The sequence below is a fragment of the Paenibacillus sp. BK720 genome, assembly GCF_011761545.1.
Taxonomy (GTDB): domain Bacteria; phylum Bacillota; class Bacilli; order Paenibacillales; family Paenibacillaceae; genus Pristimantibacillus.
Genome location: NZ_JAASRQ010000001.1, coordinates 53,496 through 67,467, shown reverse-complemented (window position 1 = coordinate 67,467; position 13,972 = coordinate 53,496). Strand labels below are relative to the sequence as shown.

Annotated in this window: 13 protein-coding genes; 5 read left to right on the top strand and 8 right to left on the bottom strand. The window is 52.7% G+C overall.

From position 1 onward, the window contains the following. Window positions 1-19: 19 nt before the first annotated feature. Together FHT67_RS00300 and lipA are read right to left on the bottom strand one after the other, a co-directional pair. A complete protein-coding gene (locus FHT67_RS00300) occupies window positions 20-751 on the bottom strand; it encodes a YutD family protein (protein ID WP_167194668.1) in 732 nt (243 codons plus the stop codon). A 35-nt stretch (window positions 752-786) separates the two neighbouring features. Next, on the bottom strand, window positions 787-1,689 hold the full coding sequence (lipA, locus tag FHT67_RS00295) for a lipoyl synthase (protein ID WP_167194666.1): 903 nt from the start codon (window positions 1,687-1,689) through the stop codon (window positions 787-789). A 176-nt stretch (window positions 1,690-1,865) separates the two neighbouring features. Here lipA and FHT67_RS00290 point away from each other — a divergent pair, with 176 nt between their 5' ends. Beyond that, window positions 1,866-2,891 carry a M23 family metallopeptidase gene (locus tag FHT67_RS00290; RefSeq protein ID WP_481856041.1) on the top strand — a complete coding sequence of 342 codons (1,026 nt, stop codon included), beginning with the start codon at window positions 1,866-1,868 and terminating at the stop codon, window positions 2,889-2,891. Between the two features lie 56 nt (window positions 2,892-2,947). Here FHT67_RS00290 and yunB read toward each other — a convergent pair whose 3' ends face one another. After that, the gene (gene yunB / locus FHT67_RS00285) at window positions 2,948-4,081 is read right to left on the bottom strand and encodes a sporulation protein YunB (protein ID WP_347880049.1); all 1,134 of its coding nucleotides are present in this window, start codon (window positions 4,079-4,081) and stop codon (window positions 2,948-2,950) included. Between the two features lie 370 nt (window positions 4,082-4,451). Further along, the gene (locus FHT67_RS00280) at window positions 4,452-4,931 is read right to left on the bottom strand and encodes a nucleoside deaminase (RefSeq protein ID WP_167194663.1); all 480 of its coding nucleotides are present in this window, start codon (window positions 4,929-4,931) and stop codon (window positions 4,452-4,454) included. Between the two features lie 198 nt (window positions 4,932-5,129). Here FHT67_RS00280 and FHT67_RS00275 point away from each other — a divergent pair, with 198 nt between their 5' ends. Together FHT67_RS00275 and FHT67_RS00270 are read left to right on the top strand one after the other, a co-directional pair. Then, window positions 5,130-5,615: a hypothetical protein gene (locus FHT67_RS00275; RefSeq protein WP_167194661.1), complete on the top strand. Its 486-nt coding sequence runs from the start codon at window positions 5,130-5,132 to the stop codon at window positions 5,613-5,615. A 348-nt stretch (window positions 5,616-5,963) separates the two neighbouring features. Next, window positions 5,964-6,167: a DUF6199 family natural product biosynthesis protein gene (locus FHT67_RS00270; RefSeq protein WP_132303048.1), complete on the top strand. Its 204-nt coding sequence runs from the start codon at window positions 5,964-5,966 to the stop codon at window positions 6,165-6,167. Window positions 6,168-6,430: 263 nt separating this feature from the next. On the opposite strand, the gene FHT67_RS00265 is transcribed toward FHT67_RS00270, so the two are convergent. The 3 genes from FHT67_RS00265 to FHT67_RS00255 all read right to left on the bottom strand — a co-directional run bounded on the left by FHT67_RS00265 (window position 6,431) and on the right by FHT67_RS00255 (window position 11,259). Further along, window positions 6,431-8,275, bottom strand: a complete 1,845-nt coding sequence (locus tag FHT67_RS00265; protein ID WP_167196774.1) for an LTA synthase family protein — start codon at window positions 8,273-8,275, stop codon at window positions 6,431-6,433. Window positions 8,276-8,478: 203 nt separating this feature from the next. Then, a complete protein-coding gene (locus tag FHT67_RS00260) occupies window positions 8,479-10,569 on the bottom strand; it encodes a YhgE/Pip domain-containing protein (RefSeq protein ID WP_167194658.1) in 2,091 nt (696 codons plus the stop codon). Between the two features lie 99 nt (window positions 10,570-10,668). Beyond that, window positions 10,669-11,259, bottom strand: a complete 591-nt coding sequence (locus tag FHT67_RS00255; protein ID WP_167194655.1) for a TetR/AcrR family transcriptional regulator — start codon at window positions 11,257-11,259, stop codon at window positions 10,669-10,671. A gap of 190 nt (window positions 11,260-11,449) precedes the next feature. On the opposite strand from FHT67_RS00255, the gene FHT67_RS00250 reads away from it, so the two are divergent. Continuing rightward, window positions 11,450-11,845, top strand: a complete 396-nt coding sequence (locus FHT67_RS00250; protein WP_167194652.1) for a DUF2500 domain-containing protein — start codon at window positions 11,450-11,452, stop codon at window positions 11,843-11,845. A 10-nt stretch (window positions 11,846-11,855) separates the two neighbouring features. Here the strand turns inward: FHT67_RS00250 and FHT67_RS00245 are convergent, their stop codons facing one another. Beyond that, window positions 11,856-12,893 carry a substrate-binding domain-containing protein gene (locus tag FHT67_RS00245; protein WP_167194649.1) on the bottom strand — a complete coding sequence of 346 codons (1,038 nt, stop codon included), beginning with the start codon at window positions 12,891-12,893 and terminating at the stop codon, window positions 11,856-11,858. Between the two features lie 102 nt (window positions 12,894-12,995). On the opposite strand from FHT67_RS00245, the gene manA reads away from it, so the two are divergent. After that, complete coding sequence (gene manA / locus FHT67_RS00240) at window positions 12,996-13,943, top strand: mannose-6-phosphate isomerase, class I (protein ID WP_167194646.1); 948 nt, start codon at window positions 12,996-12,998, stop codon at window positions 13,941-13,943. Window positions 13,944-13,972 lie beyond the last annotated feature (29 nt).

Sequence of the window (13,972 nt, the reverse complement as noted above, 5' to 3'; positions counted from 1 at the left end):
GACAGCCCTTTCGTTATGTTTAAGGGCGGTTTCCTTGCTCTTTGCTGTTCTCCTTATTCCTGTCCCGCTCTCCGCGTTCTCCCCGCTCCCGCTTAGGGCCGGAATGGGAGTGAACGGTTGCTTGCTCGGATGCTGCGGCAACATCCTTATTCGCTGCCGGTCTGATCGGCTTCTTGCCGTTAGGGCGATAGCTTCTCCGATGCTGATCTTTCCCGCCGCGCTGCTGATGATGCGGCTGGCCATGCTGCCGGGACGGCTGCTGTTGCTGCTGAGAATCCTCGGCGTTGCGTCCGCCGCCTCTGCCCCCGGCCGCGCTTTCTCTCGCGGCTGCAGCGGCACCCGCCAGTACGGCATCGGCAAGCGAGGAAGCGCCAACCTCGTGCTCATCCTCCGCATCCGTTTTCTCCTGCCCATTGGCATCCTGTTTCGAAGGAGCCTCCTGCTCGTCTCCCGCTTCTTCATCCGGAGATTTTGCAGCCGTACCGGTTTTCTCCAAAACAAAATAAGCGCAGCCGAAATTGCAATATTCGTTAATATAGTCGGACATTCCGGAATACGCGCTGTCCTTCGTTGCTTTCATATGATTATCGCGGAAAAAGCCCTTCAGGCGCAGCTGGCTATAGCCCCAGTCGCCGATAATAAAATCGTAGCGTTCCAAAACCTCGCTGTAGCGATCCTTGAACGCATCCGCGTTCCAGCCGTTGCGATTTTCATGAATAAGTTCATATATTTTGCCGCCAATTTGGATCAATTCCGTTTCCCCTCTTTCGAATTCCCCAATAGAAGCTATGCGTTGCTGAGCTCGCGTTCCTCTGCTTCGGCAGCCGAATCGGTCTGCTCATGCGCATGATAGGAGCTCCGTACGAGCGGTCCCGACTCGACATGACGGAATCCGCGTTTGTAGCCTTCTTCCTTCAAGCTTTTGAATTCATCGGGGTGCACGTAGCGTTCAATCGGCATGTGATTAGGAGTAGGCTGCAAGTATTGACCCAGCGTCAAAATGTTGCAGTCTACGGCACGAAGATCATCCATCGCCTGCAATACCTCTTCGTAGGTCTCGCCAACGCCAAGCATAATGCTTGATTTCGTTGGAATCTTCGGATTCATTTCCTTGGCGCGTCTCAAAAGTTCCAGCGATCTTCTGTATTTCGCTTTCGCGCGTACGCGGTTCGACATCCGCTCAACCGTCTCGATGTTATGGTTCAGAATGTCCGGCTTCGCATCCATAACGATTTTCAGCGAATCTTCATTGCCCATAAAATCCGGAATCAGCACTTCTACGCGGGTGAACGGCATCCGCTCGCGAATAGCCTTGATGGTACCGGCAAAAATCGAGGCGCCGCCATCGGCCAAATCGTCGCGGGCAACGGATGTCACTACGCAGTGGCGGAGACCCATTTGCTCGGCAGCTTCAGCCACGCGCTGCGGCTCCTGCAGGTCAAGCTCCGTAGGAAGGCCTGTCTTTACCGCGCAGAAGCGGCAGGCGCGGGTGCAAATATCGCCCAAAATCATAAAGGTTGCCGTACGGTTGGCCCAGCACTCGTAAATATTCGGGCAACGCGCTTCCTCGCAGACCGTATGCAGCGTTTTGGTGCGCATCATGTCTTTGATTTCGGTGTAGTTGCCCTCGGTTGTAAGCTTTATTTTAAGCCAGTCCGGCTTTTTCAATTTTTCTTTGCTTGATTTCATATGGAATTCCCTGCTTTCACTTTCAATTGGACAGTCGAATCTCATCGTTTATTATAGCATAGTTCGGATAAAATCCAATGATTTGCAAAACATAACGAATATTGCTTTGAGCTTTCGAAAGGGTGGAACGATTGAAACAGACTTTTTCTATTGCTTTGGCTGCCGTTGTCGCTTCCATGCTCATATCCGGGCAATCAGCCTACGCGAATCCGAATCAAAATCCGAACTCTATTGCCAGTGAAGAAAAGCCTGCCCAGGCACAATCTTCGCAAGGAGAGGCTGACTCCTTAACCACCAGACAACAGCTTTACGACAGGTTAAGCACGGTTACCGGCATTCCTTGGTACCGGATCGCCGCCGTTGACCAATACGAGCGAACCTTGTCCAAAGCCCGTCCGAAAGCCCGTCCCCAATTGGGTAAAATCGTTGGCATCTATATCGACGAGGAGCAATGGGCCGGCCCGCTGAACCCGGACCCGGCCGATAACGTACCGGTTTCCATACAATGGTTCAACGGCGTTGGCCGCGACGGGGACGGGGACGGCTTTGCCGACCGCACGAGCGATCTCGACCTGCTGTATTCCGTTGCGAACCGGCTGCTTCAGTATGGCGGTTCTACGGAGGACGACTTCTCCATTGGCTTGTGGGAGTACTACCATAATAGCAGGGCGGTGCAGCGTATTCAGCAGTTTTCCAATATTTACGCTACCTTCGGACGTCTGGACTTGTATGAGCATGCGTTCCCCGTCCCGGTCGGAACCAATTATTCGTACCGCAGCACCTGGGGCAATGCCCGCGGCTGGGGAGGACGGCGGACGCACGAAGGAACCGATATTTTCGCCAATCACGGCATTCCTGTCCGCAGCACCTGCTACGGCGTCGTGGAGATAAAGGGCTGGAATCCTTACGGAGGCTGGCGGATCGGTATCCGGGACTTGAACAACTACTATCACTACTACGCCCATTTGTCCGGCTTCGATAAGACCGTTGGCATCGGCACGATCGTAAAACCGGGCCAAACGATCGGCTGGGTCGGCAGCTCCGGTTACGGCAAGCCCGGAACGCAAGGCAAATTTCCGCCGCATCTGCATTACGGGGTCTATCGAGACCGCGGTCTTATTGAATGGGCATTTGATCCTTATCCGCTCTTGAGACGGTGGGAACAGGATGAACGGAACCGGTTAAAAGCTGCAAACCGATAAAAGGGGCAATCCCAAAGGCCGATTCGCTTGGACCTTTTGGGATGCCCCTTTGTTTTTTATCCGCCGTCTCCCGCATTGGCTGCATTGGCATTGCCTGCGTTGTTGGCCGTATTGCTGTCTCCGTTTGAAGGAAGCGGGGATTCGATCGAATCCAGCTGCTCCTTCAGCATGCTTCCGTCGGACGGCTGGGTAACACCTTGGCCTTTCGACATCGGCAGCGATATATTCGGAGCGTCAGGCGCGGATTCGCCAACCGGCTTGCCTTCATTGTCGTAGTAATACATAGGCACGTCGCCAACCACGAGCAGATACGAGATCGGTATTTCCGTCTCCACGATTTGCGGGTCGGTCTCGAACGGCACGATAATGGCGACCTCGGATACGATATGAATGTACACTTCGATCAGAATCATATTGATGCCGGCATTCGTCTGGCGCGTGTTCAGATCCACCTTCACGGCACCCACCGGCTCGAACTTGACCGGAATTCTTGGACCGTACGTCGAGATCAGCGCGCTGCCAAGCGCGTTGCCGACCGGAATATGCTCGGGAATTTCCTTCAGCTCGTCAAGCGTTGCCTGCACCGTCTTAATCGTCTCCGACCGGATCTTCGTATGCTCGGCATAGTTCAGCATAAAGCCGGATACTTTGCCGTCGCTGTTCATTTTCCAATCGATCAGCTTCTCGAAATCGGCATTGCTGACAACCTCATTCGTCGTAGCCTTGTTAATCGCTTGCGTAGCAACCTGCTTGATTCGCAGCTGAGCAACCTTCATCAGAGGGGGGCGCAGATGCTTTTCAATGTAAACAAGGGATTGAAGAGTTCCAATAAGAAGAATGAGTACGGTGACGATAATCCATAGCTTGGTGCGCCGCTTACCGGATTTCAGACGCGTTCCTCCGCCCCCGCTTCCCACCGAGCTGATGCTCATCGTTTTGATGCCTCTTCCGGGCGGTCTGACCGGGCGTTTGCGGGGCTGCCACATCCCGCCCCAATTACCTGCCGGCTTTGGCTTTCGCGCCGACCGCCATTTGCTTGTTCCCCATGGCTTTGGCGCGCTGCCCGAAGCAGAAACTTTGCTTCCCCAGCTGACCCGCTTAACCCTCGCGAAAGGGCGGTTAGACCATAATTGCTGCCGGCTCAGGCCAAGTGACCGAAGCATCCAGCCCCTTCGTCCCCATTTCGTCACTTCCATCGCCTCCTAAAAAGAATTGCCACCCCACCGGCCTCACTCAGGGCCAGTGGTGGAAATTCTTACTACGTAAGCATCGACCAAAGAATTGCCACCCCACCGGCCTCACTCAGGGCCAGTGGTGGAAATTCTTACTACGTAAGCATCGACCAAAGAATTGCCACCCCACCGGCCTTACTCAGAGCCAGTGGTGGAAATTCTTACTACGTAAGCATCGACCAAAGAATTGCCACCCCACCGGTCTCACTCAGGGCCAGTGGTGGAAATTCTTACTACGTAAGCCCGTACCTCTACATGCTTATGCAGGGCAAGGACAAAAAAGACGACCTCCCGTTAGGAGCACCATGCCGGCAGCTTATGCTCAACCTTATTCCCAATAGCCTTTGTGTACGGCCACAACCTCTTCTTCAAGCTCGGGGAAAGGTCCAACTACCTCGATCGGCTTCTGGCCTTTGGCGAAAATATCCCGGCAAGGCAAATTAAACGTCGGGTTCTGCTCATGGTCGCCCGTCAGCTTCAGCAGCGCTTCCTCCGTTGCGGCGTAGACCACTTTTCCCACATTGCCCCAATAGATAGATCCCGAGCACATCGCGCATGGCTCAAAGGTCGTGTAAAGGGTGTAGCTCCATAGATCATGATGCTCGTATTGACGGGAGGCTTTCTCCATCAACGCGGTTTCGGCATGGCCGGTGCACCGTCTTTCCGTAATCTCGACGTTCTCCTGCTCCAGGACAATTTCGCCCTCCTCGTTCACAAGAATCGCGCCAAACGGCGTATTGCCGTTCTCCCTCGACCTGCGGGACACCTCTATGCAATATTTTAAATAATACGTATGATCCTGCTTCATGCTCTCTCGCTCCCTTCGTTTCCCCTTATCATAGTCAGAGCGCCGCGAGGAGTAAACGAGCCCGGGGCAACTTTGTGGCGTTGACTAATCCGGGCCTGCCTCTTTAGTTGCTGCGCACAGTCGAAAGCCGCTTCGTATACGGCAGACGCTTGTGCTATAATAGCCGGAGCACATTTTGGATAGATGATGGAGGATGTTATGTTAACTTTTGACGAAAAGCTGGCTATTATTGAATCGTTCCCGGAGCTGACGCGGACGAATGTATCGCTGGGACGCGTGAATTTCCAGTTCGAGAACAGCTTATATGACCGTAAAAATGTGGTGTACCACCTGCACCCGAACGGCAACGGCTTCGTGTACGCCGGGCTGCTGCGCAATTTCAGCCAGGACGATAAAGGGATGATCAACATCCGCGACTACAACGAGCTTCAGCTTCGTACGCTGCTCCGCCAATCGATCGATTCGCTCTCCTTACGCGAGGAAGAACCGGCTCCGAAGCCGTCGCGCAACCGCAAGAAGAAGGACCAGCTATGGACAAACGGAGAAAATCAAAGCCTGACCGTAAAATGGGAAGATGATATGTGGTACGTTTATTCCGGACTAAATCTAGAGATGGCCTTTGAAGCGTACGGCGAGGTCGAGGAATACATGAAAGAAGAAGGGTTCCGCCGCGAGCAGAATTAAGCGAGGTATGACGGAAAGGTCGGATTACGCCCGTCATTCCGGAAATGGATTTCCTTCCAGTCGCTGGAAGATGCATTTCCTTTACTCCTCCTACTCCGACGGTTGGAGTAAACGGAAAAGAGCAGCCCCATGACATCTGGGCTGCTCTTTTTATTGTGTCAGCTCAATTATCCACTCCCAGTGGCTATTGATCAAATAAGACGGTTTTCCGTGCCGCAGACCGCCGTACGGATTCCTGCGGTAGCTAAAGAAATAGTTCTGGCTATTTATTCCAATCACATCCGTACTGCATTATGATTAAATCAACTACTGATAGTTACCGTTCCGTTACGAAATGGAGGAGCTTCTATGTTCCAGCTTGTTGGCGTGATCTTTATTGTTTTGGGGATTCTCAATCTGTTGTATCCGAGGGCGGGCTGGTACATGCAATACGGCTGGCGGTTCAAGAATGCCGAGCCAAGCGATGCCGCGCTCGTTATGGGTAGAGTCTCGGGCATCATTGGTATCGCAATCGGCATTTTTCTGTTCTCTGGATTTTTCCCTTTTCTCTAACTAAAAACCAAAGGGCAGCCAAATAAATGGCTGCCCTTTGCGGTTTATATAAAAATAAAATTGCAGGACGGAATGGAGGAAATGGATCTCCTGGAGGAAAGCTTAAGCTTACGAAGCAGCTTTCTTTCAGAAAGCTTTGAAGTGCTCGCCTTTGCTTTCACTTTGCATCATCCAGAACATAGTTCAAAGCAAAGTGAAAGCAATAGCGGCCGTAAGGAGACCCATTTGCGTCATGACGGAGCTACAACAGTTCTCCCTGCAATTTATGGCGTCCTCTTAGGCAGCTGGCGGACATACTGGTCCGACAGACCCATCAGCTTCATGATGTAGTCGTAATCGCTCTTGTACTTCGAGAAGTCCCGGACGGGCTCCATCGTTTTGAGCGAGTAGGCCGTGCCGTCGTCAAAGCCTTTGCCCGGAACGAACAGGATATCGTTGTTGAAGAAGGATCCTGTCGGCAGATAATACCGCATGCCAAATACGTTATGGTTAATGTTCAGCAGGTCATGCCCGAACGGCACCACCCCTTCGTCCGCAGGCTTTACGCCCAGCAGGTTCGCGAGGGTCGGCATAATATCAAGCTGCCCGCCCGGCTGCTCCACGACATGGCCGCCGCTCTGGCCCGGAACATGGATTATGAGCGGAATATTGAACCGGCTGAGCCGGTCATCGTAATGAATGCCCAGCTGCTGGCTGATCTCCGCCGCGCTGGCTTTCTCCGGCTGCAGGCCGAAGTGGTCCCCATACGCAACAAGCACCGTATCGTCCCACATGCCGTTCGCCTTCAGGCGGTCAATGAGCGTGCCAAGCGCATAGTCCGTGTAATGAACGGCCTGCAAATAGTTGCCGAGCTGCGTTCCTTCCATGGAGGCCGGAAGGGTCAAATCCGTCCGGTCCTTCGGCACCTCGAACGGGAAGTGGCTGGAGACGGTCACCATCTGCGCGTAAAACGGCTTCTTCTGCTCGTGCAGCGCCTGCAGCTTGTCTACCGCAACCTTGTACAGCTCCTCATCCGATGCGCCAAACGCGTTAAAGTGATCATTGGTGTAGAACGGCTTATCATAGTAATGGTTGAAGCCCAGCGCCGGATACAGCTTGTTCCGGTCCCAGAACGTCACATCGTTGACGTGAAACGTGCTGGCCTCATACCCTTTGCTCTCCAGCATGCGCGGCATGCTTGGCAGCTCGCGGTTGCCGTAACCCGTCGACATGGCGATCTCCCCCGTCGGGTAAATCGAGGTGTTCGACATAAACTCCGCATCCGAGGTGTTGCCCTGTCCGATCTGCTGATAAATATGAGGGAAATAATAGCTCTCGTCAGCCAGCTTGTTCAGCACGGGCGTCAGCTCTACTCCGCCGACGGACAGATGAAGCGGAAAGTTCTGAAAAGCCTCCATCTGGACCACAATCACATTTTTCCCCTGAGCGGTTCCGAACTGAACAGCCGGCTGGCCCGGTTGATCCTGATAAGAGTAGGAAGACATCAGTTCGTTAATGTCCGCTTTGGTCTGTTCAATATCGCCGCTGCTCGCCATCGCCTTCTCGCTCTGGTTATTCCAGGCTGCAGCCGCCTGATATCCGATAAAGCCCAGCCCTTCGGCTTGCTCCAGTTCATTCGGAATATCGTTCCCGGCATAAACCAGGCTTCCCGATACGACGATACAGACCAGAAGTCCCCCAAGGACGAGCCGGAGCTGGCCGATTCTTTTTCTCCCCGAAACCCGGGTTCCTCTGACCAAACGAACGATATACAAGATTGCGAGAATCGCAAGGTCCGCAAAATAAAGATAATAGATGCTCTTAATAAGAGATTCTACGCTGTCCTGAATTTGACTGACTTGATCTAATGCCTTGAGAGCCGTATACGTCGGCACGGAGCCGTAATAGCCGAAGTAAACGGTTGAAGCGAAAAGCAGGACGGACACGATCAAATTTACCGCCCAGTAAGCAATCCCTCTCCATCTTGCTGCGGTAACGAGCTCCACGATAAGGAGCAGCCCAAGCCAAGCCGCCGCATCGGCCAGAAGGCCATTCCATTTCAGCTCTCCGAACAGGAATAACCGGAACAGGACGGATTTCACAAGCAGCAGAAGCCATATTGCGATCATCGGCGAACGCCGGTAATCGTCTTTGTGGAACGAAAACAATGTACTCACTCTCCCATACGAAAAAAAAGAAAAGAAGCCGTCAAATGACGGCCGCTTTGTTCATCTGCTTATTCTATTTATAGTAACCGATTTACTAGTAAGAGAAAAGGGGACGTGGATGCATGTTCCATGTCAATTAATAGATGGCTATCCAGCCTCCAAGCTTACGCAGCTGTCGTGACGTTCTCGGCAGGGTTCTTCGACTGACGTTTGAAGTACAGGAAGGTAAGGGCCAGGAACGCGACGGCAAAAGCGCCAAGGACAAGCATCTGCTCGCGCATCAGGGCATAATCGCCGCTTGCGATAATCGTCTTGAAGCCGGTAATCGCATGAGTCATCGGCAGCCAAGGGTTCAGCTTCTGCATCCAATCCGGCAGCAGCTCAAGCGGGAAGGTGCCCGCGCTTGATGTCAGCTGGAAGATCATCAGCAGAACAACCAGGAAGCGGCCCGGATTATCCAGCCAAGTAACAAGCGCTTGAATAATAAACGTATACGCCAGACTTGTAAGAATGGTAAAGAATACAAAGAGCGGTACGCTTGTTACGTCAATATTCAATCCGTACAGGAGTACGGCATCGGCAATCAAAGACTGCATAAGGCTTATCGTCACATACGTCAAGGTGCGGCTCATGAAACGGCCCATCGGCGTTGCGCCCAAAGTGTACGAATCGCGCACCGAGAATACCGTCGTATAAACAAGCGCGCCCATAAACAACGCCAGCGATAAGAAGTAAGGGGCAATGCCAAGTCCATAACGGTCGAGCTTATGGTCCGTATTTTCTTTTACGACAACCGGCTCCGCAAACATGTTTACGATATTGTCGCCATCCTTGATGCTGCCGGTCTCCGCAGCGGCATCATTCAGCTTCGTTGCCAGCTCGCCCGAGCCGTTCACGAGCTGCGCCGAGCCGTCCTTCAGTTGTCCTGCGCCTTGGTCCAGCTGCTTCGAGCCGTCGGCAATGCCTTCTACACCGCCTGACAGCTTGCCGAGTCCATCCTTTAGCTGGGCGGCGCCGCTGTTTGCGGCTTTTGCTCCCGCAGCCAGCTGCTCAGCGCCGGTTCCCGCTTCCTTCAGCTTCCCGCCAAAGGTCTTAAGGCCGGAAGCCAGTGTTTCCTGGCCTTGGCTAAGCGAATTGGCGCCTGCATATAATTGCTCCTGGCCTTGCGCCAGCTTGCTGCTGCCAGCCAGAAGCTGCTCTTGCCCTTCCTTCAGCTGTGCGCTGCCTGCTGCGACCTTCTTGCTTGCCGCAAGCAGCTGCTTAAGCGCCTCGTTATCCTGCAGCTCCGGCGATCCCGCCATCAGCTGCTCGAGTCCTTTTGCAACCTGGTCCGCACCGTCGGCTACCTGACCGCTTGCCGCGGAAGAAGCGGTTAGTCCTTGCTTCAGTTCAGCCGCGCCGTCTTTGGAAGCCTTTAATCCTTCTGCCAATTGGGCTGCGCCAGCCTTGGACTGCGAAGCTCCGTCTACGAGCTGCTGCCCGGCCGCGGACAATTGCCCCAGACCGTCAGCCAAGCTTGATGCCCCGGAGGCCAATTGGCTGGTGCCTTGACTTAAGGTTGCTGCGCCATCGTACAGCTTGGATACGCCGCCGCTCAGCTCGGAGGTGCCGCTGGCCAGCTTATTGAGGTTATCCTTCAGCGTTGTGATGCCGTCCTCCAGCCTGCCGGCCCCGTCCTTCAATTCGGTTGCGCCTTCTCCCGCTTTGCCCAGTCCGTCGGAGATGGTTCCGACCTGCTCGAACATGCTGCGGGTATACGCTTCGGTAATTTGCGTGTTAAGCTTCGAACGCAATTCCTTCATGGCACTGTTGCCAATCTGACCAGCTACAAAGTTATATTGACTGTTCGGTTCGAAAATCAGCTCCGCCTGAACCGGATTTTCCTGCGTTAAGGTCGCAGCATTTTCCGAGAAGTTGCTAGGCACGGTAATGGTCATGTAATAATCGTTATGCTCCATGCCATCCTTCGCCTGCTCTTCGCTTACGAAATCCCATTTGAAATTATCGCTTTTCTTCAATTCGTCAACGAAGTCTTCCCCGACATTCATCGTCTTCCCTTCGTAAGTCGCTCCTTTATCAAGGTTAACCACGGCGACGGGGAGCTTGCTCGTCTGGCCGTAAGGGTCCATCGAGCCGTCAATCAGTATGCTGCTGTACAGCATGGGAAGCAGGGCGACGCCTATAAAAGAAAGCAGCAGCATTCTTTTGGTCGCCAGCGTTTTCATGTCCTTGAGGAAAACTTGAATCGGCTTCATGGTCACACATCCTTCTTTCGGTTGAATAAATGACTAAATCCGTATTTTGGTCATTTTAGACCAAAAAAACAGCCCTTAACAGGCTGGAATTTTCTAAGATCAGGATTCCTTCATGATGCCTTTGGTAATAAGCAATGCGATGTTCTCCTTAATCTGCTCCTTGGTGAGCGGCTCGCTATGCGACTTGTTCCATTCCGTTGCAAGCCCCAGATACAGGCGGAAGATCATATAGGAGGTGATTGTCGTATCGCATTCCCTCACTTCGCCTTTCTCAATCGCAAGGTCCAGCTTCTGCTTCAGAAACTCAAGACCAAACAGTTCCATCCGCCGGATCCCCTCCAGCGCCTGCACGGTGCCGATATCCCGAACCTCTTGCGCCAGCTTGACGAACAGCTCATGATCCGAACGGAATTCAAGGATAGAATCAAGCAGGCTGAACACACTATGAATGAATGAACGCTCACTGCCTTCCATATCAAATCCGCAGTTCATAGCTTCCTTCAACTCGATCTCTGCCTTGTTCAGGATCGCCTCGAACAACTCTTCCTTCGTCTTGAAAAAGGTATAGATCGTGCCTTTGCCCACGCTTGCGATCTTGGACACCAAATCCATTGTGGTCGCTTTATAGCCGAATTGCGCAAACGACTGCGTCGCTGCCTTCAATATTAACGCTTTGCGGTCAATGGACATGAGCCAATTTCTCCTCTCCTTCTACGATCATGAACTTTCCGAAATGACCATAATTCAATTTCGGTCATTTAGTCATAAATCATTTATAACATATTCGATATCCCAAGTTCAAGTGCAACTTTTCTTCTCTTCCACGCGTACAATCAACGTACTTCATATCCATATCGTGGAAGCATCGGAGGAACAAGAAATGAACAACGGCTTTGGATCACCGGCGGGATTTGATCTCATGATCACTATTATTCCCATCGTTATCGCAATCGGATTCCTTATCGTTATCGGAACCGTCGTTTACCGCGGCGCTAAGTATGTGCAAAATGCTACTTCCCCCAAAGAGTCGATTTACGCGAAAGTTGTATCCAAACGAATGGACGTGAGACAGAGCTCCCATAACCATGACGGCCATGTCAGCCATTCGTCCCACACTTATTATTACATCACGTTGGAATTCGTTAACGGTGAGCGCCAGGAGTTCCTGGATGTAAAAAACCTGTACGGTCTTGTTGTGGAAGGCGATACCGGTTACGCGGCAACGCAAGGCGAGTGGATTGTCGCTTTCGAACGCAACAGCAGAGCAAACATGTAAAAAAAGAGGCTCAAGCCAGACTTCTGACGGAGCCTCCCATACGCAGAACGGGCGCGGCGCTGCAGCGGACAACGGGACTTTCGGGCTGCCGGAGCATTTGACCCAGCACCTCTACAGCTGCGGTGCATAGCGCTTTTTTGTTGACCGCCATCGTCGTTAATGGAGGATCGGCCTCCGCGGACATGGCAAGACCGTCAAACCCGATAACCGATACGCGGCCGGGTACGGGCACGCCCCGTTTGTCCAGCTCCTTCATGAGCAAGAGAGCAATCCGGTCATTCCCGCAAAAAACTGCCGTCGGGTAGTCTCCCTCCCCGAACCGGTCGCAATAAGCCGACAATTCCTCTTGCGTCCGGTCGAAGCCTTCCGACTCGAGCAGGCTCAAGGAGAAGTCGGGCTGCAGGTTATTTTGCAGCATGGCCTTCGTATAACCAAACCAACGCTCCTCGTGACTGGTCGTCAGGTTCACCGGCGCAATGCAGCCGATCCGCTTGTGACCCGCTTCAATTAAAGAATGGACCGCATAGCATGCCCCCTCAATATTAGCCGACGTAACGGCGGACGCCTCAATATCCCTGTAATACGAATCAAACAGCAGCATCGGCTTTGTAAGGGTCTGCTGTACCTTTAAGATGTAATCCTTCTCCAATATGCCAAACGCGATAATCCCCTGATAGTCGATATGCTGAACCAGCTCGGGGAGGATACGCTCCTCTTCCTGGGCTATGCTGATTCGCACGAGAACCGCGCTGTAGCCTTCCTCCTGCAGCCGGCTGTCCAGTCCCCAGATCAAGTCGTGATAAAACAAAAAATGCTCGTTATCCTCATGGCTCAAAATTCTCTCCGGCACGAGCACGAGAACAGGAGCGCTTACGGAGGATTGACCGTCGTTCAACGGATATCCAACCTCTTGCGCGGTTTGGACGACCAGCTGTCTCAGCTCTTCACCGATTCCTTTCTTATTGGAAAGCGCCAATGAAACCGCATTGCGGGATATGCCCAGCTTATCGGCGATCGTTTGCATGGATATTTTTTTTGGTCGCGGCATTCTTCAACTTCCTCTGTTCCTATGTTATAATCAATTTACTTTACAGATATTTATTTTGTCAAGTTTAGTAAAGCTGTAATCGATGACTTGGAGGGATCAAGATTGGCGAATCAACCGATTTTCCTGGAACCTGTATTTCAAGAGCGAATTTGGGGCGGCAAGCAATTAAGAGAGCAATTTCATTACGATATTCCGTCTGACCGCACCGGGGAATGCTGGGCGGTCTCCGCTCATCCAAACGGTCAAAGCGTTGTTCAGAACGGACCTTACAAAGGGCTTAAGCTTGGCGAGCTATGGGATCAGCAGCCGCAGCTGTTCGGCTCCAATGCGGTTAAATTCCCGCTCCTGACCAAAATTCTCGATGCCTCGGACGATCTGTCCGTGCAGGTGCATCCGGATGACGCTTATGCGCAGGTGAACGAGAATGGCGAGCTGGGCAAAACCGAGTGCTGGTACATTCTTGGCTGCGAGCCGGGAGCTGAAATTATTTACGGCCATTCCGCGGCTACGAAAGAGCAGTTCAAGCAAATGGTCGACGCAGGCGAGTGGAATCAGCTTCTGACGAAGGTAACGGTGAAGCCGGGCGATTTCTTCTATGTCCCCAGCGGCACTCTCCATGCGCTTGGCAAAGGCATTCAAGTACTGGAAACGCAGCAAAGCTCGGACACTACTTACCGGATCTATGACTACGACCGGACGGATGATAAAGGCGCAAAACGCGAGCTGCATCTGGATAAGGGCATTGAAGTCACTACGGTGCCTCATGTTGATGCCGAAACAACCTTTACCACGGAAACCGCAGGCGGTACCGAGATGACAACCTTTGTATCCAACAGCTTCTTTACGGTTCAAAAATGGAACGTGAGCGGCGAAACGGCATTCCCGGAGCCGGCTAAATTCACGATTTGCAGCGTCCTTGACGGAGCTGGCGAGCTGGAGAATTCCACGGGCAGCTATCCGCTGAAAAAAGGCGATCATTTCATTATACCGCTGGGCTTCGGAAGCTTTACGCTTCGCGGCCAGCTTGAGCTTATTATCTCGCACGAATAAAAACGGCAGCTTACAGAGCAAGATTTACC

What these genes read in the sequence shown, in the direction of transcription:
- FHT67_RS00270 (WP_132303048.1), top strand. Translation starts at nt 5,964, where the DNA reads ATGTTCCAGCTTGTTGGCGTGATCTTTATTGTTTTGGGGATTCTCAAT.
- FHT67_RS00260 (WP_167194658.1), bottom strand. Translation starts at nt 10,569, where the DNA reads ATGAAGCCGATTCAAGTTTTCCTCAAGGACATGAAAACGCTGGCGACC.
- FHT67_RS00250 (WP_167194652.1), top strand. Translation starts at nt 11,450, where the DNA reads ATGAACAACGGCTTTGGATCACCGGCGGGATTTGATCTCATGATCACT.
- FHT67_RS00255 (WP_167194655.1), bottom strand. Translation starts at nt 11,259, where the DNA reads ATGTCCATTGACCGCAAAGCGTTAATATTGAAGGCAGCGACGCAGTCG.
- FHT67_RS00290 (WP_481856041.1), top strand. Translation starts at nt 1,866, where the DNA reads ATGCTCATATCCGGGCAATCAGCCTACGCGAATCCGAATCAAAATCCG.
- lipA (WP_167194666.1), bottom strand. Translation starts at nt 1,689, where the DNA reads ATGAAATCAAGCAAAGAAAAATTGAAAAAGCCGGACTGGCTTAAAATA.
- FHT67_RS00265 (WP_167196774.1), bottom strand. Translation starts at nt 8,275, where the DNA reads ATGATCGCAATATGGCTTCTGCTGCTTGTGAAATCCGTCCTGTTCCGG.
- FHT67_RS00275 (WP_167194661.1), top strand. Translation starts at nt 5,130, where the DNA reads ATGTTAACTTTTGACGAAAAGCTGGCTATTATTGAATCGTTCCCGGAG.
- FHT67_RS00245 (WP_167194649.1), bottom strand. Translation starts at nt 12,893, where the DNA reads ATGCCGCGACCAAAAAAAATATCCATGCAAACGATCGCCGATAAGCTG.
- FHT67_RS00280 (WP_167194663.1), bottom strand. Translation starts at nt 4,931, where the DNA reads ATGAAGCAGGATCATACGTATTATTTAAAATATTGCATAGAGGTGTCC.